The 20,219-nt window shown below is 47.5% G+C and carries 16 protein-coding genes; 5 read left to right on the top strand and 11 right to left on the bottom strand.

The genetic code is table 11. The features are described 5' to 3' along the window. Positions 1-7: 7 nt before the first annotated feature. The 5 genes from S7335_RS17075 to S7335_RS17055 all read right to left on the bottom strand — a co-directional run bounded on the left by S7335_RS17075 (position 8) and on the right by S7335_RS17055 (position 5,804). Positions 8-598 (bottom strand): sulfite oxidase-like oxidoreductase, encoded by a 591-nt coding sequence (locus tag S7335_RS17075; protein ID WP_006453732.1) that lies wholly within the window; start codon positions 596-598, stop codon positions 8-10. A 72-nt stretch (positions 599-670) separates the two neighbouring features. Next, positions 671-1,570 carry a lysophospholipid acyltransferase family protein gene (locus S7335_RS17070; RefSeq protein ID WP_038018853.1) on the bottom strand — a complete coding sequence of 300 codons (900 nt, stop codon included), beginning with the start codon at positions 1,568-1,570 and terminating at the stop codon, positions 671-673. A gap of 155 nt (positions 1,571-1,725) precedes the next feature. After that, positions 1,726-2,649, bottom strand: a complete 924-nt coding sequence (gene bchL, locus S7335_RS17065) for a ferredoxin:protochlorophyllide reductase (ATP-dependent) iron-sulfur ATP-binding protein (protein ID WP_006453494.1) — start codon at positions 2,647-2,649, stop codon at positions 1,726-1,728. Positions 2,650-2,741: 92 nt separating this feature from the next. Further along, on the bottom strand, positions 2,742-4,418 hold the full coding sequence (gene bchB, locus S7335_RS17060; protein ID WP_038016456.1) for a ferredoxin:protochlorophyllide reductase (ATP-dependent) subunit B: 1,677 nt from the start codon (positions 4,416-4,418) through the stop codon (positions 2,742-2,744). 99 nt (positions 4,419-4,517) lie between these two features. Then, entirely contained in the window at positions 4,518-5,804 is a 1,287-nt protein-coding gene (locus S7335_RS17055; protein ID WP_006454947.1) for a ferredoxin:protochlorophyllide reductase (ATP-dependent) subunit N, read from the bottom strand. 316 nt (positions 5,805-6,120) lie between these two features. Here S7335_RS17055 and S7335_RS17050 point away from each other — a divergent pair, with 316 nt between their 5' ends. After that, positions 6,121-6,369, top strand: a complete 249-nt coding sequence (locus S7335_RS17050) for a hypothetical protein (RefSeq protein WP_006455342.1) — start codon at positions 6,121-6,123, stop codon at positions 6,367-6,369. Between the two features lie 68 nt (positions 6,370-6,437). Here the strand turns inward: S7335_RS17050 and S7335_RS17045 are convergent, their stop codons facing one another. Continuing rightward, positions 6,438-6,920, bottom strand: a complete 483-nt coding sequence (locus S7335_RS17045; RefSeq protein ID WP_006457685.1) for a GNAT family N-acetyltransferase — start codon at positions 6,918-6,920, stop codon at positions 6,438-6,440. A 304-nt stretch (positions 6,921-7,224) separates the two neighbouring features. Between S7335_RS17045 and S7335_RS17040 the strand changes: the two genes are divergently transcribed. After that, entirely contained in the window at positions 7,225-7,770 is a 546-nt protein-coding gene (locus S7335_RS17040; protein ID WP_006457322.1) for a hypothetical protein, read from the top strand. Positions 7,771-8,000: 230 nt separating this feature from the next. Continuing rightward, positions 8,001-10,790 (top strand): preprotein translocase subunit SecA, encoded by a 2,790-nt coding sequence (gene secA / locus S7335_RS17035; protein WP_006454888.1) that lies wholly within the window; start codon positions 8,001-8,003, stop codon positions 10,788-10,790. 33 nt (positions 10,791-10,823) lie between these two features. On the opposite strand, the gene S7335_RS17030 is transcribed toward secA, so the two are convergent. After that, the gene (locus tag S7335_RS17030) at positions 10,824-11,483 is read right to left on the bottom strand and encodes a glutathione S-transferase family protein (RefSeq protein ID WP_038016454.1); all 660 of its coding nucleotides are present in this window, start codon (positions 11,481-11,483) and stop codon (positions 10,824-10,826) included. Between the two features lie 391 nt (positions 11,484-11,874). Next, the gene (gene petE, locus S7335_RS17025; protein WP_006456973.1) at positions 11,875-12,282 is read right to left on the bottom strand and encodes a plastocyanin; all 408 of its coding nucleotides are present in this window, start codon (positions 12,280-12,282) and stop codon (positions 11,875-11,877) included. A 382-nt stretch (positions 12,283-12,664) separates the two neighbouring features. On the opposite strand from petE, the gene S7335_RS17020 reads away from it, so the two are divergent. Beyond that, entirely contained in the window at positions 12,665-13,042 is a 378-nt protein-coding gene (locus tag S7335_RS17020) for a hypothetical protein (RefSeq protein WP_006456303.1), read from the top strand. Positions 13,043-13,150: 108 nt separating this feature from the next. Here S7335_RS17020 and cobT read toward each other — a convergent pair whose 3' ends face one another. From cobT to S7335_RS17005, 3 genes are read right to left on the bottom strand one after another with little or no spacing between them, the layout of a single operon-like run. After that, positions 13,151-14,248, bottom strand: coding sequence for a nicotinate mononucleotide-dependent phosphoribosyltransferase CobT (gene cobT / locus S7335_RS17015; RefSeq protein ID WP_006453984.1), 1,098 nt, complete (start codon positions 14,246-14,248; stop codon positions 13,151-13,153). 1 nt (position 14,249) lies between these two features. Further along, entirely contained in the window at positions 14,250-15,086 is an 837-nt protein-coding gene (locus S7335_RS17010; protein ID WP_006455346.1) for a DUF2232 domain-containing protein, read from the bottom strand. Positions 15,087-15,098: 12 nt separating this feature from the next. Further along, positions 15,099-15,788, bottom strand: coding sequence for a Crp/Fnr family transcriptional regulator (locus S7335_RS17005; protein ID WP_006456010.1), 690 nt, complete (start codon positions 15,786-15,788; stop codon positions 15,099-15,101). 638 nt (positions 15,789-16,426) lie between these two features. On the opposite strand from S7335_RS17005, the gene S7335_RS17000 reads away from it, so the two are divergent. Further along, positions 16,427-20,218 (top strand): hypothetical protein, encoded by a 3,792-nt coding sequence (locus S7335_RS17000; RefSeq protein ID WP_006454743.1) that lies wholly within the window; start codon positions 16,427-16,429, stop codon positions 20,216-20,218. Position 20,219 lies beyond the last annotated feature (1 nt).

Raw genomic sequence — 20,219 nt, 5'->3', positions numbered from 1 at the left:
ACTCCCTTTACAGCGAACTATACCTTTCTTCCGCAAACGGTTCGCCTCGGTGATGATAGCCGTTCTTCTCCCAAAATCCTAATTCCATATCTGCTAGAAATTCTAAACCGTTAATCCACTTCGCACTTTTCCAAGCGTACAAGTGTGGAACCACTAGCCGCATAGGGCCACCGTGCTCGCTTGGGAGCGGTTCGTCGAAGAGTGTATGCGCAAAAAAGTTCTCTTCTTTGACGAAGTCTTCCATCGAAATATTAGTGGTGTAGCCGCCATAGCATTGCTCCATAACGTGGGTAGCCGTCGGGTCTACGTCAATCTCTTTCAAGAAATCTACAACCTTGATACCACGCCACTTTACGTCTAGCTTGCTCCACCTAGTCACACAGTGAAAATCTGCGGTGAACTCGGTCTGTGGCATATCCATGAAATCTTGCCATGAAAATGTCTTAGAACTAGCAAGACCAGAAACAGCGAACTGCCACGCTTCTGTTTTAACCAGTGGCGTATCACCATAGGTTAAGACTGGAAACCCTTTGGCCAAATGCTGGCCCGGCGGAACACGGTCTGCTAAATCCGTACTGGGTTTTTCAAAGAATTTCATGTCGTAGAAGCGATAGAGATTGCTTCTATTGTAGTGCCATAGCTTATCCGCTTAGCTAGAGCATCCCCTAGGTTAGTCGCTGTAATCGCGCACTAACTGATCAAGCGCCCTTTGCATTTGCCTTTTCACTATCTCAAAACATTCATCGATATAGCGACTATCTTTAAGGGCCTTACTACCATAGCGATCAAATCGAATCGGCTCACAAACGCGCGTATGGATTTTTGTAGGAAGTGGGATGTGGGGTAGCGGTCCGAACGACAAACCCCAAGGCAATCCTAGGTAGATTGGGAAAACTCCTGGATCGACCCCAAAAGCCCACGGCATCCCTAGTTTGTGTAACATCTTCATCTTTGGATAAATATCGGTTAATACAACAAATGTAGAATGCGCCCCACAAGAAATCAGCGGCACGATAGGAACACCTTTTTTGATTGCTAGCTTGATGAATCCTTTGCGCTGATGAAAATAGATCTGGTGTCGTTGCCAGTAAGGGCGAAATACGTCCTGCATACCGCCTGGATATACGACGATATTCGCTCCTCTGTTGAGAGCTGCGATCGCCATTTTTGGATGCGCCTGCACTGCGCCTACCCGTGTCGCTAATTTGGCTACAGAAGGAAAGACATCCCATATCTTCGGGCTCATTAAGCCATAAAGCGGTTTTTCAACGCCGAACCGACAACACCAGTCATACAGCATCATGTGCAGATCCGGCGCCGGCAGTCCACCATTATGAGAGCCCACAAATATTACGGCTTCATTGGTTGGAATCTGTTCCCAGCCGTCTGTTTCCACCTTGAAGTAATGTTTGTAGAACCATTCCATTGACTGCATCACTCTCTGTAATGCGGCCGGATCGCGATCTTCTAGAGACCAGCCATCTAGAGGCGACTGCGAAGGCTGAGCCAGCAGCCCTTCATTTGCAGTCTGTATCGCAGTCAAAAGCGAAGATAGAGCAGCAAGATTCATATAGCTTTCAAGAGTAAAGGGTCTGTTAGCTTTGCCAACAAACCCTTTGTATGTCATGTTCCGTAGTTATCAAACGATGAACTACCTTTTAGACCTTGGCGCGAGTCTCAGTCTAGTCAAATCAGTCTGATCAAATTCAGGCTGTTTAAACCCGATTATTCAAACCCTAACAGATCGAAGATGTCTCTATCTTTTAGCGGGTTCACCTCTAGTGGCTTAGCATCTTCAATCATTCCTTTCGCTAGCTTCAGGTATTCTTGCTGGACTTCCAAGACTTCCGGCTCCTCGTCCATTTCAAACACGGTGCATTTCTTCAATCGACTACGGCGAATTGCGTCCACAGTCTTGAAATGTGCCAACGTTTTCAGGCCGACACGCTCGTTGAACTTATCAATTTGATCAGTTCCTTCACTACGGTTAGCAATAATGCCACCTAGTCTCACCTTGTAGTTTTTCGCTTTTGCCTGAATCGCTGCCACAATCCGATTCATTGCAAAGATCGAGTCAAAGTCATTAGCGGTCACAATCAAACAGTAGTGAGCATGTTGTAAAGGAGCCGCGAAGCCGCCACACACAACATCACCCAACACATCGAAGATCACCACATCGGTATCTTCAAATAGATGATGCTCTTTTAATAGCTTCACTGTCTGTCCAGTTACATAGCCACCACAGCCGGTTCCTGCTGGAGGACCGCCAGACTCGATGCACATGACGCCGTTATAGCCTTCAAACATAAAGTCGTTGGTCTGCAGCTCTTCGGAGTGAAAATCTACCGACTCCAACACATCAATGACTGTAGGCACCATCTTCTTGGTTAGGGTAAATGTGCTGTCGTGCTTGGGATCGCAGCCGATTTGTAAGACTCTTTTACCCAACCGAGAGAAAGCCGCTGATAGGTTGGAAGAAGTGGTTGACTTACCGATGCCACCTTTACCGTACACAGCAATGACCAACGCCCCGGAGTCAATCTTCATCGACTCATCTTGATGGACCTGGACACTGCCTTCGCCGTCTGCACCTTTATTAACGACAGCTTTGTTGGCAACGTTAGGTCGAAGGTCGTTTGAAACTACCACAGTAGGGTCTCCTATTTTTTATTTGACGTTTAATGATTTTTCTTCGAGCGCTTGAAAGGTCTGGTGCCTATAAGGACATCCTCAGGCGTACCTTATTTACCAATCGCGGCTTTGGCTTCGTAGAGGGTGTCTACGGTAATGGAAGTAATACCACGATCGCTCGCAAATTTCTCAGTATTCCGCTTTACTTTCCCCCGGACAAAGAACGGAATCTTCTTTAGCTCAGCTAGACCATCTGGGCTCCAGCCCATACTGTCTACGTCTGCATCTGGGGCTGCGGCCATGGATTTGTGCTTAGCGTCATTGCTAGCAACAGGCTCATCTGTAGGTGCTGCTACACCGTCAACGTTCCCCTCTTGAGGGGGTGCTGTATGTAAATGGCTCATATGGCCTTCTGCAAATTCAAAGTCCTCACGAAACATCCCAATTAGATGCTCTTCTAGGCCCATCATCAGTGGATGCACCCAGTCATCGAAGATGACATTTGCCCCTTCCCAACCCATCTGAGGAGAGTAGCGAGCGGGCACATCTTGGACATGGATCGGCGTAGAGATGACCGCGCAGGGAATTCCTAATCGCTTCGCAATATGACGCTCCATTTGAGTCCCTAAAACCAGCTCAGGGGCAGCCTCAGCTACCGCTGTTTCAACCGCTAGATAGTCGTCACTAATCACTGCTTCAACGCCGTGCTGCTTAGCGACTTCACGCACCTGGCGAGCAAACTTGCGGCTGTAGGTACCGATGCCAACTAATGTGAAACCGAGTTCTTCTGTCGCGATTCTAGCAGCCGCGATCGCATGAGTCGCATCTCCAAAGATAAACACTCGTTTACCGGTTAAGTAAGTCGAGTCCACCGAGCGAGAGTACCAAGGCATCCGCGATGCACCTGGAATCGCAGAAGACGCCACCCGCGAGACATTCCAGTTGCCCAAAGTCTCCGATCTAGAGCGATTAAGCACTTGGCTAACATCGATTCCGGCCACCTCGCCAATCTCAGCGACGAAGTCGCGAGTTGCCCCCACGCCAATCGGCACCGTCTTCACAATCGGCTGGGCAAAGTTGCGCTTTAGCCAATCACAGGTAGTCTGCGCGATTTCTGGATATAGACAAATATTGAAGTCTGCATCTGGAATCCGCATCAGGTCCTCGGGCGTTGCTCCCAAAGGCGCAATCACATTGGCATCTACGCCAATCTCCCCTAGCAGCTTTAGCACTTCTTGAATGTCGTCACGACAGCGGAAACCTAGTGCGGTCGGACCGATGATATTTGCCTTGGGCCGAATGGCCAGATCTCTTTCAGGTCGCTGTGTACCCGCCGGCAGTGCTTTAGAGAGCAATAGCTTCCTAACTAAGTGGTAGAGTGTCTCGCTTGCCCCCCAGTTTTCCTTTTTAGAGTAAGCAGGCAGCTCCAAGCTCACCACCGGAATCGGTAGATTCATACTCTCAGCTAGCGAACCGGGCTGATCTTGAATCAGCTCTGCTGTGCAGCTTTCGCCCACCAGCATTACCTGCGGTGAAAAGCGATTATAGGCATCGCGTACAGAGGTTTTCACCATTTCAGCAGTGTCGCCGCCTAAGTCTCTTGCTTGGAAAGTGGTATAGGTGACGGGCGGGCGCTGATCGCGGCGCTCAATCATGGTGAACAACAGATCGGCGTAGGTATCACCTTGAGGCGCATGGAGCACATAATGCACGCCTTCCATCGAGGTGGCTACGCGCATGGCCCCGACATGGGGAGGGCCTTCATAAGTCCACAGAGTCAATTCCATAGGTTAAGAGATGAAGTTAAGAGAGATAATGTTGGCTGAGCGAAGTCGCTCGCAGGGCGTCTTTTATAGCAGTGAGCTGTAGGCGTTAGCTCAGCAATATCAAACCGTCAGTCGCTTCCGTCTTTCTAGCGATCGCGTAAACAATTCCGCTAGATCTGCCGCTTGGTCATAGCCATGTAGCGGTGAGAACACCAGCTCAATTGACCACTTCGTCGCCATCCCCTCGGCTTCTAGCGGATTAGCTAGGCCCAAACCACAGACTGTGATATCTGGGCGGGCACTCCGACAGCGATCTAACTGCTTTTCTACGTCCTGTCCTTCGGAAAGCGCCGTACCCTGGGGTAAAAGAGCAATCTCATGATCCATCAGGAGACGGTCAATGTAGGGTGTACCTACCTCTACTAGCTCCATGCCACATTCACGAGAAAGGAAGCGAGCAAGCGGAATTTCTAGCTGAGAGTCGGGAAAGAGGAAAGCCTTGCGTCCGCTTAATTCTTGGCGATAGCGCTCTAAACCGGTATTAGCTCTAGCGACTGCAGGCGCGATCACTGCTTCAAACTTCTCACTATCCACCTCCCAGGCTTCTGCCGCTGTCTTCAGCCAAGCTGTCGTTCCTTCGATGCCAAACGGATAGGGTGAAGGTAGCAGCTTTGCGCCGCGAGCGATTAAAAGCCGTACAGTCTCACTCAAAAATGGCTGAGCGACTAATAGCTTCGTTCCTTTGCCAACACTGGGCAAGTCTGCGGCGCGGCGCGGCGGAAAGAAAGAGACAGGACCAATACCCATCTGGTTGAACAATCTCTGAAACTGATCTTCTACGACATCAGCTAAGCTACCGACTACCATCAGCGCTGGCTCGTCGGTTTCTTTGCTAGGTAATACCGGGACCATCGAACCTAGGCACGCATCCTCTCCCTGAGTAAAGGTTGTCTCAATGCCACTACCAGAGTAGTTCAGCACTCTAGTCTTCGGAAAATGCCGATGGTTTAGCTTCTCCGCAGCCTTAGCAAGATCCAGCTTAATCACCTCAGAAGGGCAAGAGCCGACCAAAAACAGAGTATTAATATCGGGCCGACGGACTAGTAGCTCTTCAACAACCCGCTCTAGCTCTTCATTCGCATCAGCAAGCCCTGCTAGATCGCGCTCGCCTAAAATTGCTGTGCCAAATCGAGGTTCCGCAAAGATCATGACCCCCGCCGCCGATTGAATCAGGTGGGCACAGGTTCGAGAGCCGACCACTAAGAAAAAGGCATCCTGCATCTTTCTGTGCAACCAAACGATACCTGTTAGCCCGCAAAATACTTCTCGCTGACCACGTTCTTTGAGAACAGGTATATCAGAGCTGACTGTTTCACTAGGATGATCTGTGCAAGCCTGTAGCGCCATACTTAGTTCTTCGCTCTTTCTTATCAACAGTTGTGTAGATATGGTTCAGGTGTCAGCCGCTTTACTTGCCTCAACCTTGTTCTTAGTTTGAACAGGTCAAAAAAATCCAAAGCAACAAAACGAGCTGAGAGTTCAGTATAGAGACCTGACTGAGCCGAGCTCAGTAGTCAGCAGGCTTTATTTACATTCAGCCATCAATGTTTACCTAACGCATCGTTTGATGAAAGTATCGGCTTCAAATGACGAGGCATAGAGCATAACGGCCTAATATAGAGAGCAATTCAAATTGCTGACAAAAGTATAGATATTCGGAATCATGGCCAAGCCGACTCAAGCCCACATCACTAAAATGATTTCTAAGCGAGAGAGCGAGTTTTTCCGCAGCCGCACTCTCAAGCAAACTGAATACTACATGGGTGCCAAACTTTTAGAAGTCGGCGTCAACCCCAATCAAGGGGTCATCTACCGATGGAAGACCGTAGACAAAGGCGCTAAAGAAGAATGGACTTACAGCGCCTATTGGGGAGAATCTCGGACAAAGATCGAGGCAGAAGAAGCTAGATAGTAGAAACTACAGGTACTGAACGCTAGCTGACTCCTTTATTCTCTTCCTCTAAGAGCGCTAAATGCCCACTACGCATCTACAGTTTCAGCCTTCTCAGCTCGCTGTATTTCTGTTGGCTGTAGCAGGCCGATTGATTGGTTGTGTAGAACCATTGTAGTGGTGGTGTTCTGCTCAAACCCAATTCGTTCATAAAAGCGCTGCTGATAGGTAGTCATCAGATAGGTGCGCTCTACTTTGTTCATATGGGGATGGGCAATTAAAGTCTCTACTAATCTGCGACCTAGCCCAGCCCCTTGATAGTTAGGATGCATGACAACGTCCCAGATGGTAGCTCTAAATACGCCGTCTGATGTTGCTCTAGCGAATCCTATCAGGTGCTCGCTGGCCCATGCTATCACGACTGGATGGCTATGCGCGATCGCGACGGCCATCTCTTCTGGTTTTCTTGTCTTAGCCCAAAATGCAGCTCGCTCAAACAAATCACATACCTGCTCAAGCTCACAGGGCGAGAACGTTTGCATATAGCGAAACTGAATATTCCGACCGTCCATAGACCTCACCAAAATACAATTGTTTACACAATTCACTCTTCAATATAGATGCGCACTTACTAATCTGTCTCGGACTAACTGAGTCTAAAGTGATGCTTTCATGACTTACGTTCTGTAGCTGTTTTGTAGCTGTATAAACTGCTGATGGAATCAGAACACCGGCATAGTTAGAGTGCCTCTCTACAGCACAAGGTTATAACATCTGATAGTGCCTCCAGCAGCTCTGCAACAGCTATAGCTGCCATATCTTGGACAAAATCCATCAGATAACTTCATTTAACTGCTTATCCTAGCTGAGCTTTCTATGCAACCTATTCGGCCAGTTCAACTCTCGATGCTGATTGCAAGCTTCCTAGCATTTGCAATCAGCGTCTTGCTAGGAAGTGGTATGGCCACTGCGATTGATACAGGTCGCGCTGCAAGTACCACCAACACCCTCACAACTGCCAATACTTCCTATGGCATGGTTGATCCCATTAATTCTCGGCTCGAAGCTAGCTACCGCATCTATCTCAACGAATGCGCTACCTGTCACGTTGCTCTACCGCCAGCTGTTCTCCCTACGCAGACCTGGCAGCACCTCGTTGTCGACTCTGAACACTACGGCCTGACGCTTAGTGACATCACCGCTTTTGAAAAGCAGCTAATCATCAACTACCTCCAAGCTTACTCACGTCCTCACAAAAGCAGCGCTCCAACTCCCTTTAGACTCTTTAACTCGGACTACTTCCAAGCGCTTCATCCTCAAGTCAACCTTCCTCAGCCGCTCAACTTACTTACTTGCACAAGCTGCCACCTCTCAGCTACCACCCAAAACTACCGAGACATCATCTCGAACCCGAATAGATAGATCGAGACGATAAGGCTGAGAATCCAGATGGAATCGAGATCTCGACACGTATTGTTCAATCTGCAGTGACATCTTTAAAGCGGTAACATCTCTGAACATGAGACTTCTCTGTAGGGAAACCCGACCTGCTCGGCCCTTCCCTACAGGTCAGCTATCCCCATAAGATTAGGTAGAATTAATATTCCGGGGCTGACCTATACTTGCCTCGCTCGTCGTTTCTCCAGCCCGACATGCTAAAAAGACTTCTAGGCGATCCGAATACTCGTAAGCTCAAAAGATATCAGCCCGATATTAAAGAGGTGAACCTGCTTGAGGAGGAAGTGCAGGCACTTTCTGACAATGAGCTAGCTGGTAAAACAGCTGAGTTTAGGCAGCGTTTAGAGAACGGCGAAGAGATAGACGACATTCTAACAGAGGCTTTTGCTGTTGTTAGAGAAGCCGCAAAACGAGTTTTAGGTATGCGTCATTACGACGTACAGCTATTGGGTGGCATGGTGCTACACGATGGTCAAATTGCTGAGATGAAAACAGGTGAAGGCAAGACGCTTGTTTCGACCTTACCAGCCTATCTAAACGCAATTTCAGGAAAAGGCGTTCACATCGTAACGGTCAATGACTACTTAGCGCGCCGCGATGCGGAATGGATGGGCCAAGTTCACCGATTTCTAGGGCTAAGTGTGGGTTTGATCCAGCAGGGCATGAGTCCAAAAGAGCGCAAAAAGAACTACGCTTGCGATATCACCTACGGCACTAACAGCGAGTTTGGCTTCGACTATCTGCGCGATAATATGGCAACGCAAATGACAGACGTCGTTCAGCGTCCTTTCAACTTTTGCGTGATTGATGAAGTTGACTCTATCTTAATTGATGAGGCCAGGACGCCGTTGATTATCTCGGGGCAGGTAGAACGTCCGGGTGAAAAGTACACGAAGGCGGCTGAAGTTGCTGCTCAGCTAGAAGGAGATGAGGTTGATTACGAAGTCGACGAGAAAGCTCGTAATGTGCTGCTAACGGACGAAGGCTTTGAAAAAGCAGAGAGTCTGCTCAATGTAACTGATTTGTTCGATCCTAAGGACCCTTGGGCGCACTATATCTTCAACGCAATTAAGGCGAAAGAGCTATTTACCAAGGATGTCAATTACATCGTGCGCAACGGCGAAATTGTGATTGTCGACGAATTTACTGGCCGTGTGATGGCTGGTCGTCGCTGGAGTGACGGCTTGCATCAGGCAATTGAGGCCAAAGAACACGTCGAGATCCAGCCTGAGACTCAGACACTTGCGTCTATCACCTATCAGAATTTCTTTTTGCTGTACCCAAAGCTTTCTGGAATGACTGGAACTGCAAAGACAGAGGAAGCTGAGTTTGAAAAGATCTATAAGCTAGAAGTTACGATCATTCCTACGAATCGCCCTTCCCAACGCCGTGATCTGCCCGATGTGGTTTATAAGACTGAAAATGCGAAGTGGAATGCGATCGCCCAAGAATGCGCTGAGATGCATGAAACGGGTCGGCCTGTCCTTGTGGGTACGACTAGCGTCGAAAAATCCGAGGTCCTCTCTGCACTACTCAGTGATCTCAAAGTTCCTCATAACCTCCTCAATGCCAAGCCAGAAAATGTAGAACGCGAGTCAGAGATTGTGGCCCAAGCAGGTCGCAGTGGCTCAGTCACGATCGCAACCAACATGGCAGGGCGCGGTACGGATATTATCCTAGGAGGTAACGCCGACTATATGGCGCGGCTAAAAGTACGCGAGTACTTTATGCCAAGGCTAGTTAAGCATGAAGACGACGATAAGTTTGGTGTGGCGCAGGTATCTGCGGCTAAGAACAGTCGTCAGAAAGCTGGATTTGCCGATAAGAAGAAGGTCAAAACCTGGAAAGTTGCTCCGCAGATCTTTCCAACCGATCTCTCACCTGAGATCAAGAACAACCTAAAAGAAGCCGTCGATTTTGCAGTCAAGACATACGGGGCGCAAAGCCTATCGGAACTAGCCGCAGAAGATAAGATCGCGGTAGCCGCAGAGAAAGCACCTTCTGACGAACCCGTGATCCAGAAGCTACGCGATGTTCATAACCAGGTTCTAGAAGCTTACGAAGCAATCACCTCAGCTGCGCATGACGAGGTAATTCAGTTAGGTGGTCTACATGTGATTGGCACGGAGCGCCATGAATCTAGGCGGGTGGATAACCAGCTTAGAGGCCGCGCAGGTCGTCAAGGCGATCCTGGTTCGACTAAGTTCTTCTTGAGTCTAGAAGATAATTTACTGCGGATTTTTGGAGGCGATCGCGTTGCAGGCCTAATGAATGCTTTCCGCGTAGAAGAAGACATGCCAATTGAATCCGGGATGCTTACTCGTTCACTAGAAGGCGCCCAGAAGAAAGTTGAAACCTACTACTATGACATCCGTAAGCAGGTCTTCGAATACGATGAGGTGATGAACAATCAGCGCCGTGCTATCTACGCTGAGCGCCATCGCGTATTGGAGGGTCAAGCGCTTAAAGAACTTGTCTTAGGCTATGCCGTGCAGACCATGGACGACATCGTCGAAGCCTACGTTAATCCAGAACTTCCTTCAGAAGAATGGGATTTAGCTAGCGTTGTTAGCAAAGTACAAGAGTTTGTCTACCTGCTCTCTGATTTGACCCCAGACCAGCTAGAGAATCTATCCATGGGCGAGATGAAAACTTTCTTAGCGGAGCAGGTTCGCATCGCCTATGACCTCAAAGAAGCTCAGGTTGATATGATCAAGCCTGGTCTGATGAGGGAAGCCGAGCGATTCTTTATTCTTCAGCAGATCGATACACTCTGGCGTGAGCATTTGCAGCAGATGGACGCCCTACGGGAGACCGTTGGCCTGCGTGGTTATGGTCAAAAAGATCCCTTGATTGAATACAAGAGCGAAGGCTACGAAGTTTTCTTAGAAATGATGACAGGTATCCGCCGCAACGTTGTGTATACACTCTTCCAATTCCAACCCCAGCCTCAACCTGCAGCTAAGCAATCTGAAATGGTCTAGAGGCGATGGCACTCTTGCGTACTTATTTGTGTATCAGCAAGGCTCTCCAACTTCCTCTTCTAGAAGTACTTCAGTTTCCACTTTACCTGCATCAACCCACTTCTTTAGCGTGAAATCTTCCAAAAAGAAGTTCTGATATCGTGTGGCTAATTCTGATAGAACAATGCTGTAGGTCTTGAAGCGCATGACTACGGGCGCATAAAAGCAATCGGCTATAGAGAATCTTTCAAATAGCCAAGTGTCAGGATTTCGAGCCATACAGCCTGACCAAATAGCATCGATTCTAGCGATGTCTTGATAAGCTGTAGCTGAAGGATTAATCCGTCGGCTCGCTCTACAGTTCATCGGTAGCTCGCTACGCAGACCCATAAACCCAGAATGCATTTCAGCGCAGACAGCTCTCGCTTCAGCTCTTAGAGATTCATCAGCTGGCCAACCTTCGCCTGAGAGATACTTTTCAGAAATATACTCACAGATCGCCAGCGAGTCCCATACTGTTGTTTTCTGGTCGATCAAAACAGGCACACGACCAGTAGGCGAGTACTGCTTTAGTCGTTCTGTGAGGGTTCCGTGTGAGTTTTCACGTTCGAGAGATTCTTGAATCTCTTCGAACTGAAGATCAAATTTGGCCAGTAGCATCCACGCCCGTAAAGACCAAGAAGAGTAATTCTTATTTCCAATAACCAGTTTCATATCCAGTTTTATGTACTGTGTCTATATAGATACATCTACGTGTTAGTTGGAATAAAAGTTGGGACGAACGAAACTTATGCATAGCTAGTAGCACAGCTTGCTAAGTATACATCTATCATCCAACAGCTATGGACATAACAAACGAACGCTTTAGCAAAGTTGCTACCTGATACTAGCTTTATCAAAAGCTCAGTTAGCCAAAAGCTTACCTTATGAACTAAACATCAAAAGTAAGTATCAACTGCTGACTAAGCAGTGAGCATAGACGTCTTTCAATAATCGAAAGACTCAATGGCGAAAAGTCATTGAGTCTTAAACAAAGGAGCTCCATTAGATATCTCTAACAGAGCTCTTAGTAATAAATTGTTCTCAAAAGTTAGCCGATCAAAGATTATTTAACAATTACCTTGCCAACCATACCAGCACCCCGGTGAGGCGCACAGTAGTAAGTGTACTCGCCAGGCTCCACATCAAAAGTACTAGAGTAAGACTCGCCAGGTGCAAAAGTCAGCTGTTTATTAGTCAGTTTATCAGCTACTTCCTTACCACCAGGAATGTTGTTTGGATCAAAGATAACGTTGTGGGGTGCCATCTTGTTATTTTCCCAAGTGACGGTATCTCCTTTGGAAACGGTGACAGTTGCTGGTTCAAAAACAAGTAACCCACCGTCTGAACCCATTTTGACGGTTTGGTCAGCGGCAAGAGCTGGCGTCGCAAGCACCGCGCAACTGCTAATAATCAGAGCAGCCATCATTAGGGTAGTACCTAAGCTGCGGAATGCTTTTGCTAAAAATTTCATAGGACCTCTAGGACTAAAACGTGCGTGTACTTTCTTTACACTTGCTGAGAATTATAGATCGCCTAGTGGGCATTTTGACGCTTTGTAGAGGTTCGGATTTGAACACCTACGTTATATAACAGTTCTGTAAAGTACATAGATGCCAGGTACTCACAACTACTAGAGCTATCATACTTCTACCAAAGTCCCTATGACTTGAGTTAAAGACAGTCCTGAGGAACAACTACTTAACAGTTCGCATCGGATAAAGATTGAAATTTAATTTTCGAATTCTGAGGATTTGTAAATTTTTTATAGCAAAGGTTAAATCATCTAGTGATTTCGGGGGCCGGTTACTGCACTTATTAATAGGATTGAAAAATTCAATAACACAACTGTCTTTATGGCTATGGATGTTTTAGAAAAGCAGGTAATTGAGCTGAGTGACAAAGTTGACTCGCTCCATGGCTTGATAGCGCAGTTGACTGAGAAGGTAGATGCTAGCATCACCAATGGGTACGGTCGTTCGACGACTAGAGAGATTTTGTCAGATGCTAACGCGGTTAATCTATCACCAACGGCTATGCGTCGCTCTCCTAACCCAGCAATGATGCATAAAGATGTATTGAGCGATGATCCTTATTTAGAAGGAGAGTCGTCAAGTACCACAAGAACGCTATCGCCAGAGATCCAAATTCAGCGGTTGACAGCTCAGCTGACCGCTGCATACAACCGTATAGCGGCTTTGGAGGAGCAGATTATGGCTTACCGCTCTTATTAGAAGGCTTCGCTTTTGAAAGCTTCTCTCTATAAGCGCTGCTTAGAAGATAGTGCCAAGTCCAAAATGGGCTACCTACGTTTAATTAGCTTTGAAGGCCTCAAGATACCCTCAGATAGATAGCCGGAGCTGAGCTTCAACGGCATGACGAATCTGTGATCGCGTCCATTGACCATAAAGGTGTGCGGCGATCACGCATCCTCCAGCTCCCACTCCCTCTTTTACAAATCCTTGCTCATAAGCTCGCAACTGCATATAGGGCGATTGACTAAAGGTGATTTCACTGGCTAGATAGGTAGCGCCTACTTGGTGCGCGATCGCCACTGTATCTGCACTATTATCTTCTATTACCCAGCGGGTCGTGCCTACGACTACTTGCTCAGGCTGCCAGACAATTCTTTTCTCTTGCGCTAGTGCCTTACACAGACTATAGACCGCTAGCATCTGTGAGCCACCTGCCAAAAGTACTCCGCACGATTGACTGGCCGATAGTGCTATTCCTGTTGCCACAATCTGCATCGGATCGCCTACAGCTGCGACTAACCCTATCGCTGACGCCTCCTGTGGCTGGTTCCAACGGGTTTTCCAATTAGCTAGTCCCTGTTTGACTAAGGTTTGCTTTTTCAAGTGATTGCCTAGTCGCAAACTGCTACTCATCTGGTTAATTACGGTATAGCCTAGGCCAGTGAGGATGGCCTGTGCAGTCGTCGTGCCACCGACCACACATTCTCCAATAACCAAGTAGCTAGCTTGACATTGCTTAGCTAGCTGATCAGCTAGCTGGCAGCCTAGATCTCGACCTAGGCGAAAAAGCATATTCGCTTCGGCAATCGTCATCGCCTGCCCTGTTTGAATAGGTTTGGCAATGGTTTGAGGTAGCGATAGATGAGGAACGCTAAGCGCTTTTGGCAGCCCAGTGCTAATTAGCTGACAGTCAATAGTCTGTCCACACAAGATAGACCTGGTAATCACAGCAGGAGAAATTCCAGCCGATAAAGGAACGAGAGAGGTTCCTGCGAGCAAGTAGTTAGCGTCGGCGGCGGCGACGCCCAGTCGATCTTGTTGGCTGTCCCCAGCAGCTGAAATGCCAGGAATAAGCGCAGTTTCTGTAAAGCTAAGAACGCAAACGAATAGGGGCTTTTTACCTCGGTAGTGGTTGAGCCATCGGTAACTCGCTCCTGGACTGGTCTCAGCACAAAGTCTGATCATCCTATTCGTCTATGAGCACCTGTACCCAGTTTGGAGGTTCTGACATGACAATACCAAGACGCTCTAGAATGAGCCACGCAGCAAGATGTACGGTAAATAGGTAGACAACGCTAGCAAAAACGGTCATAGAGACAGCGGCGATCGCGATGATTTCCATATCTGGCTGTCCAAATCTTCCTAGTCCGATCAAGCCCCAGTTTGTCAGCAATCTTACGCTCCAATCTATAAACTGAGTGATCTGCGCAATTAGATAGCCCCACAGATCTTCACCCGCTAAGATAGAAAGCAGCCAAATTCGGAAAAACGTTCCAAACGTAACTAGCAATCCTCCCGTCAAAATAGAAATACCCCATCCGGCTTTTCTACGCCATAGATACCCCAGCTGCACACCCAAGATGCCATAGGGCATCACAAACAAAACACTACGAGTAGGGCCTAACAGGATGGTAAGCAGCAACCCTGATACCGTCGCTCCCATCCAAGCTGCACGAGCATTCCACCGCAAGTAAACCAGCGTAATAGGTAACGGGAAGAGTATTCGTAGTAGTGGACCGGGCGGAAAGTATACGTTGACTAGCCACATAAGACTAGCAGCGCTAGCTAGAAAGGCGGTTTCGACTAGAGGCAAAGGTGAAGGCGGTAAGGAACGAGCAGGCATAGTCGATAGCAGAGGAGAGTTATAGGAATCGACTGTGCCTTCAGTATCGACTTTCCGCTCAGCATCGATGGACTGAACAGAGTAGCGATCAGCAGCGTGAGCGGTAGGTAATGAAGAATCGGATATCCAAGGCTCGTCGTTTAGTTGCTCTGGTATCGGGTCGTGGTTGGGCTCGGTCATAGGCGAGAATTGCTATACCAGAAGTTGTTCAAGAGCTTCAATATCAGTAATTTTAAGAATATTATGATCGCGCTGAATGATGCCTCTTTTCTCTAACTTACTCAGCGCTCTAGTAACCGTTTCTCTGGCAAGTCCGCTAAGTCCACCAAGTTCTTTGTGAGGTAATTTAGGGATTACCATCCCTTCACCAGCGACCTTCCCCTGACCTTCGGCTAAGAACAGTAGGACATCGGCAACTCGAGACTGACTGTCTGATTCGCGCAGGCGCAGACGGCGATTGACTTGTCTTAGACGTTTAGCGATCAGCTTTGCTATATACAGACCAGCCATAGGCTCTGTACGGATTAGTTTAACGAAATGCGGCGCAGGCATACTGCCGATGACAGTTGGTGTCAAAGAAATAACGTCAGTAGAACGTGGGGTTTCCTCTAAAGGAGCCATCTCGCCGAACATTTCGCCCTTTCCTAACATGTTAAGCGTGACTTCTTTGCCATCTATATTATAAGTCCGTATCTTCGCCCAGCCTTCTAGAACAAAGTAGACAGAACTACCCCAGTCGTCTTCTAGCAGAATCGCATGGTTAGCAGGATGATGGTGAGTGACTACTTGAGCAGCAGCTTCTGCGGCTAAAACTGGATCGAGCTCACAAAAAAAAGGAGTCATGCGGATAAGGTCACGGGTATTGCGAGAGTGTCCGTCCATAATCAGCTGCTAGATGGCATATATTTAAGAGTCAAGAATTAAGAGTCGATAAGAGTCGATCAAAATAAAAAGGCAAAGTTTTAAAGGCTTACATCGGTGCTGTCTACATAGAGGAACGAGATAGAGGAACGGGTTCTGTCCAAAAGAGCTATCGATCCTGGTATCGGAACAGTCCTAAATAGCACGAGGGCCTAACGGAAGGTTTATAACTTATAGCATCCTCTTCTATTGTTTGGGGTCATTGCAAAAACGACAGAGATAGTATATTTTTCGAGACATTCGCTTGCGTTTCTAGAGCTGCTATCAAGGCTACTCGTTGACTCAATCTCTATATATAGAAATATAGAATCTATGTGGCAGAGCTGGCCTAGAGCTATTTCTATAGAAAGCTATTTTTGGGGGACGAAGCTCGCTTAGGCCTAAGCGCTTATGTTTTGGGTTTGCATCCTATGCACTTACATTCCGGCTTTAGGCGGTAAAATTCTGATGATCTTATGACGGTGCTCTGTAAGCTCACTAAATCCGTTCCCTCTATAGCCGTACATAGCAGCCATACATAGCCTAATACTAGGCTTTTGCTGTTGCTTAACGCTAGCAGCTTTCGAGCACATAATTATTTGACTACATTCAAGGCATTCATGGTGACTTCTCAGAAGGAACAAATTCAATCACTGATTGCTGATATAGAGCAGGCTTTAGCGGTGAAAAAGCCAAAAACTCTATGGATAAAAGCTAGTGAAGTCGAGTCACAGCGACAGGTTTTAGTGCAAGCACAAACCTATTTAAAGTCACTAGACCAGTTGTTTGAAGCATCAGAAGGGCAAGAATCAGGCGAATCTACTGAAGATTTACTACGGACGCTACGGACCGAAATGACTTTTTTGAAGTCGAATGCACTGCGACCACTGCGCCTAGAGATAGATAATTTGCAGTCGGCTAAAGAGGCTTTACGTCACGAAGTGGAAGCATTAGAAAGACAACGATCGCATATTACTCAAAGTATGGCTGAGCAGGCTGATGATCCTCATAGCAAAGATAGTCACTCGCAGATAGACGAAGCGCAGCTCAATCAGTTTTTAGTTGTGCTGACGGAACGTTTTCAAGAGAATTTGTCTGTGCTGGTGAAGCAGCAGCTAACTCAAACTAACTTGGACCATACGGCTGTAGCCTCAGCGCCGTCAGCAGCTACAGAGTCAGGTCAATCAAATTTACAACCTAGTCACGAGCAGCTAGAAAAGATACAGCAGCTTCAGTCTAAATCTGAACAGCTACTGATCGATATCGACTCGACTTTGCAGCAGACGTTTGAAACGCTCCAAAGCAACATCAGTAAATATCAAGCCTCTATCAACGAAGGGATTGAAAGTATTCATAGTCTAGGTCGTCAGGGCAAGAAAAGCATGCGATCGCTGATTGATCATTTGACTGCACAACTTGAACAAACGCTTGATCAAACAAGTGTCTCTGATTCTGCTTCATCACATGGCGATGTTTCGGTGCTACCGATTGTCGAAAGTGACGCAGAGCTAAATGAGCTAGATACAGTAGCTTCTCTCGATGAGATTCTGCCGCGTGAAATCCAAGGTGACGGGTTAGAATCCGAGGTTGGTGAAGCTGAATCGGCGACTTTCATCGGTGAAGACAGCACCACCACTGTTGATTTACCTAGTCAGGATGTTGATCAAAGTAGCAAGCGTGCTGAGGCAGAGTCTAGTGACAGTGTGGTGGATGCTGTGATCGCAAAGACACAGGTGGCCGAAGCGGAAGCGGAAGATCTCGATGTTGAATCCAAAGTAACCCCTACAGCAGATGCCGTCTTTTTGGCCAACCTGACTATTTCTGATTTGACCGACGCTAAGCATATGATGATCGACTCTTCAATTGAAGCACCTGTGGATGAACTCGCTCAGGTGAACGGAATTGATCAGAGCAATTCTGATGGCAAGCGTAACAATCTGGCCGATATGATCGAGCCTGGTGGAAGAGATCGCAGAGATAGCTCTGTTGAATCAAACAACGCTAACGGGGTTATAGAGTCTTCGCCAAAATCAGATGGAATCGATACTAAAGAGATGTCAGATACGTTTTCTTTAGCAGAAGGAAACGACTCGGCACTTTCAAAAGAGCTACAAGGTGAGCTGAAAGAGAACAATCAGGCATCGATTATTAGTGCGCTCGAAGTGCCAATAGTAGAGGAAGATCCAATTGTTTCTGAGCGGTCCGAGGATGCCTCGATCTCACGCGCCAGCTCACCTAATGTCTCAGTCAATAGTGACTCTAAGGTGATCCCAGACGAACCAACCGAAACTGTTAACAAAGACAATTTGATTGATGCTGATTCAGGCAACATAGAGTCGAGCGATAGACTTGTCAGAACCGATCGGCCCGATACAGATGGCCTAATGTCAAACGGGGATATCGAGTCAAACTTCTTTGAAGCGACTGAATCAATCGATTCTTCTAACCAGTCAGAGCGTGCTCAGCAATCTGGCGATTCGCAACAGCTTTTAGCTGAGCAATCTGGTTTAGCGCAATCTAACTCAGTGCGGTCTACTCTAGATCATTCAACTGAAACTAGACGATCTAAACCGACTCATTCGAAGAAAAAAGAGAGCGCCCTTCAACTATCGGATAATGAAGGCTTTGCCCCTGAGGATGATGATAAGTCTGCTTGGTTTCTAGGCATTGATCTGGGGACAACGGGTTTATCAGTAGTCTTGATGGAGCGATACACCCATCGTATGTATGAGCTGTACTGGAGCGTTTCAGGTGATAGTGAGGCTAAACGGTTTCGTCTGCCAGCGGTAGCTTCTGTTGATTCAAAGGTATCTGGGCAGCTAGGAATCGGGGTGGTAGGTCCAGCAGCATTGCAAGAGAATACTCCTTTGCTGCGATCGCTTAAGACAATGCTCAAAACAGGCATTCCTGATGATGTTTCAGGAGAACCCCAGATACAGTGGTCTGAGCGAATGTCGCTCCCTCTACTATCATTGCAAAGAGCCGTTTGCGATCTATTCCGAACGCTGAGTGCTGATCATATGAGCTGTCATGCCGTAGGAATAGAAGATGATACTCTGCGCCGAGCGTTGACGAGTTTAGAGGGTGTGATCATCGGCTATCCAACTAACTGGCCAGATACCTACAGTTTCAACATTCGAGAGGCAGCACTATCATCTGGATTAGTAGCGACACCCGATCAGGTCTTTTTTGTAGAAGATGCAATTGCCGCTTTGTTATCTGCTTTGCCACTATCGACTATAGATGAGCCTAACAACAATCAGCAACTGGGGCTGTACAACTGTAATTGGAGCGGAGGTAGCGTTGTATTGAGTGCAGGAGCGACACTAACTGAAGTTGCGATCGCCAATTTGCCCACAGACCTCACGCAACTCAGCTATTCTGATTTCGCTTCACGTAGCTATACCTATGCAGGCGATAGTGTAGATCAAGATATTATCTGTCAACTTCTCCATCTGCCTCTTCAAAATGAAACAAGTACCAACACTCAACAGTCTGGCCAGCCGTCAGCTGACGACTGGGAAAGTTTAAAGCTCGATCAGCTTCAGCTTCCTCGCCCTGGTGAGGCAAATCGGATCGCTCGTCATCGCCTAGCTCAGCGATTGAATGATTCATCGTTAGGTCAGCAAGCCCTAGCAACTGCTCGGGATCTAAAGATGATGCTTCAAGAAAATGATGAGGTAACTGTGCAGCTAGGCAATCGTGATTGGGTTATCACTCGTAGAGACTTAGAAACCAAGGTCTTTTTCCCCTATGTCCAGCGCATCAACCGGCTGACTAGCACCCTACTTAATCAGAAAGCCTTATTGCCTGAGTCGATTAAACAGGTCGTTTGCACGGGAGGAATGGCCTCATTAGCTATCGTCTCCGATTGGCTTAGACAGCAGTTTCCCAACGCTACCATCATTCAAGACACCTACAGCGGCGAGTATCCCAATAGCTGTAGCCGTATTGCCTATGGCCTAGCAAATCTATGCCACTATCCTACTGTTCTAGACACTGCTCGCCATCGCTACAGTGACTATTTCTTGTTATTAGAGCTATTACGTACTCTGCCAGAGCAGCCTTTACCTGCTGGCGGCATTATGCACCTGCTATCTGAACGGGGAGTGGACATTCAGATCTCTCAGGCGCATCTACTAGCATTAATTGAGGGACATTTGCCACCAGGGCTGGTTCCTACTGAAGGCGATCGCCCTCTAATCAGCGTTCAAACCTCAGATGTGGATAACTATCGGCTACTGGCTGAATTTCCGTTGTTTAGAAAACAAAGCGGTCAAATCTATATCGCTGATTTTGCACAAGGTGAAAGGTTGCGGTCTTATCTGGAATCTCTGCTGACAACGAAAGCTCAGTCATTGGATAGGCCAATGGCAACAGATGCTCTAACTGCTTCAGTAGAAGTAGAGTAGG

The sequence above is a fragment of the Synechococcus sp. PCC 7335 genome (assembly GCF_000155595.1).
In the GTDB taxonomy this organism is placed as follows: domain Bacteria; phylum Cyanobacteriota; class Cyanobacteriia; order Phormidesmidales; family Phormidesmidaceae; genus Phormidesmis.
The sequence above is the reverse complement of the archived record's forward strand: the minus strand, read 5'-3'. Positions and strand labels throughout refer to the sequence as shown.

Coding starts and splice junctions, on each gene's coding strand:
- S7335_RS17010 (WP_006455346.1), bottom strand. CDS start 15,086: ATGACCGAGCCCAACCACGACCCGATACCAGAGCAACTAAACGACGAG.
- S7335_RS17075 (WP_006453732.1), bottom strand. CDS start 598: ATGAAATTCTTTGAAAAACCCAGTACGGATTTAGCAGACCGTGTTCCG.
- petE (WP_006456973.1), bottom strand. CDS start 12,282: ATGAAATTTTTAGCAAAAGCATTCCGCAGCTTAGGTACTACCCTAATG.
- S7335_RS17050 (WP_006455342.1), top strand. CDS start 6,121: ATGGCCAAGCCGACTCAAGCCCACATCACTAAAATGATTTCTAAGCGA.
- S7335_RS17040 (WP_006457322.1), top strand. CDS start 7,225: ATGCAACCTATTCGGCCAGTTCAACTCTCGATGCTGATTGCAAGCTTC.
- cobT (WP_006453984.1), bottom strand. CDS start 14,248: ATGATCAGACTTTGTGCTGAGACCAGTCCAGGAGCGAGTTACCGATGG.
- S7335_RS17020 (WP_006456303.1), top strand. CDS start 12,665: ATGGCTATGGATGTTTTAGAAAAGCAGGTAATTGAGCTGAGTGACAAA.
- S7335_RS17030 (WP_038016454.1), bottom strand. CDS start 11,483: ATGAAACTGGTTATTGGAAATAAGAATTACTCTTCTTGGTCTTTACGG.
- secA (WP_006454888.1), top strand. CDS start 8,001: ATGCTAAAAAGACTTCTAGGCGATCCGAATACTCGTAAGCTCAAAAGA.
- S7335_RS17000 (WP_006454743.1), top strand. CDS start 16,427: ATGGTGACTTCTCAGAAGGAACAAATTCAATCACTGATTGCTGATATA.
- S7335_RS17070 (WP_038018853.1), bottom strand. CDS start 1,570: ATGAATCTTGCTGCTCTATCTTCGCTTTTGACTGCGATACAGACTGCA.
- S7335_RS17055 (WP_006454947.1), bottom strand. CDS start 5,804: ATGGCGCTACAGGCTTGCACAGATCATCCTAGTGAAACAGTCAGCTCT.
- bchB (WP_038016456.1), bottom strand. CDS start 4,418: ATGGAATTGACTCTGTGGACTTATGAAGGCCCTCCCCATGTCGGGGCC.
- S7335_RS17005 (WP_006456010.1), bottom strand. CDS start 15,788: ATGGACGGACACTCTCGCAATACCCGTGACCTTATCCGCATGACTCCT.
- S7335_RS17045 (WP_006457685.1), bottom strand. CDS start 6,920: ATGGACGGTCGGAATATTCAGTTTCGCTATATGCAAACGTTCTCGCCC.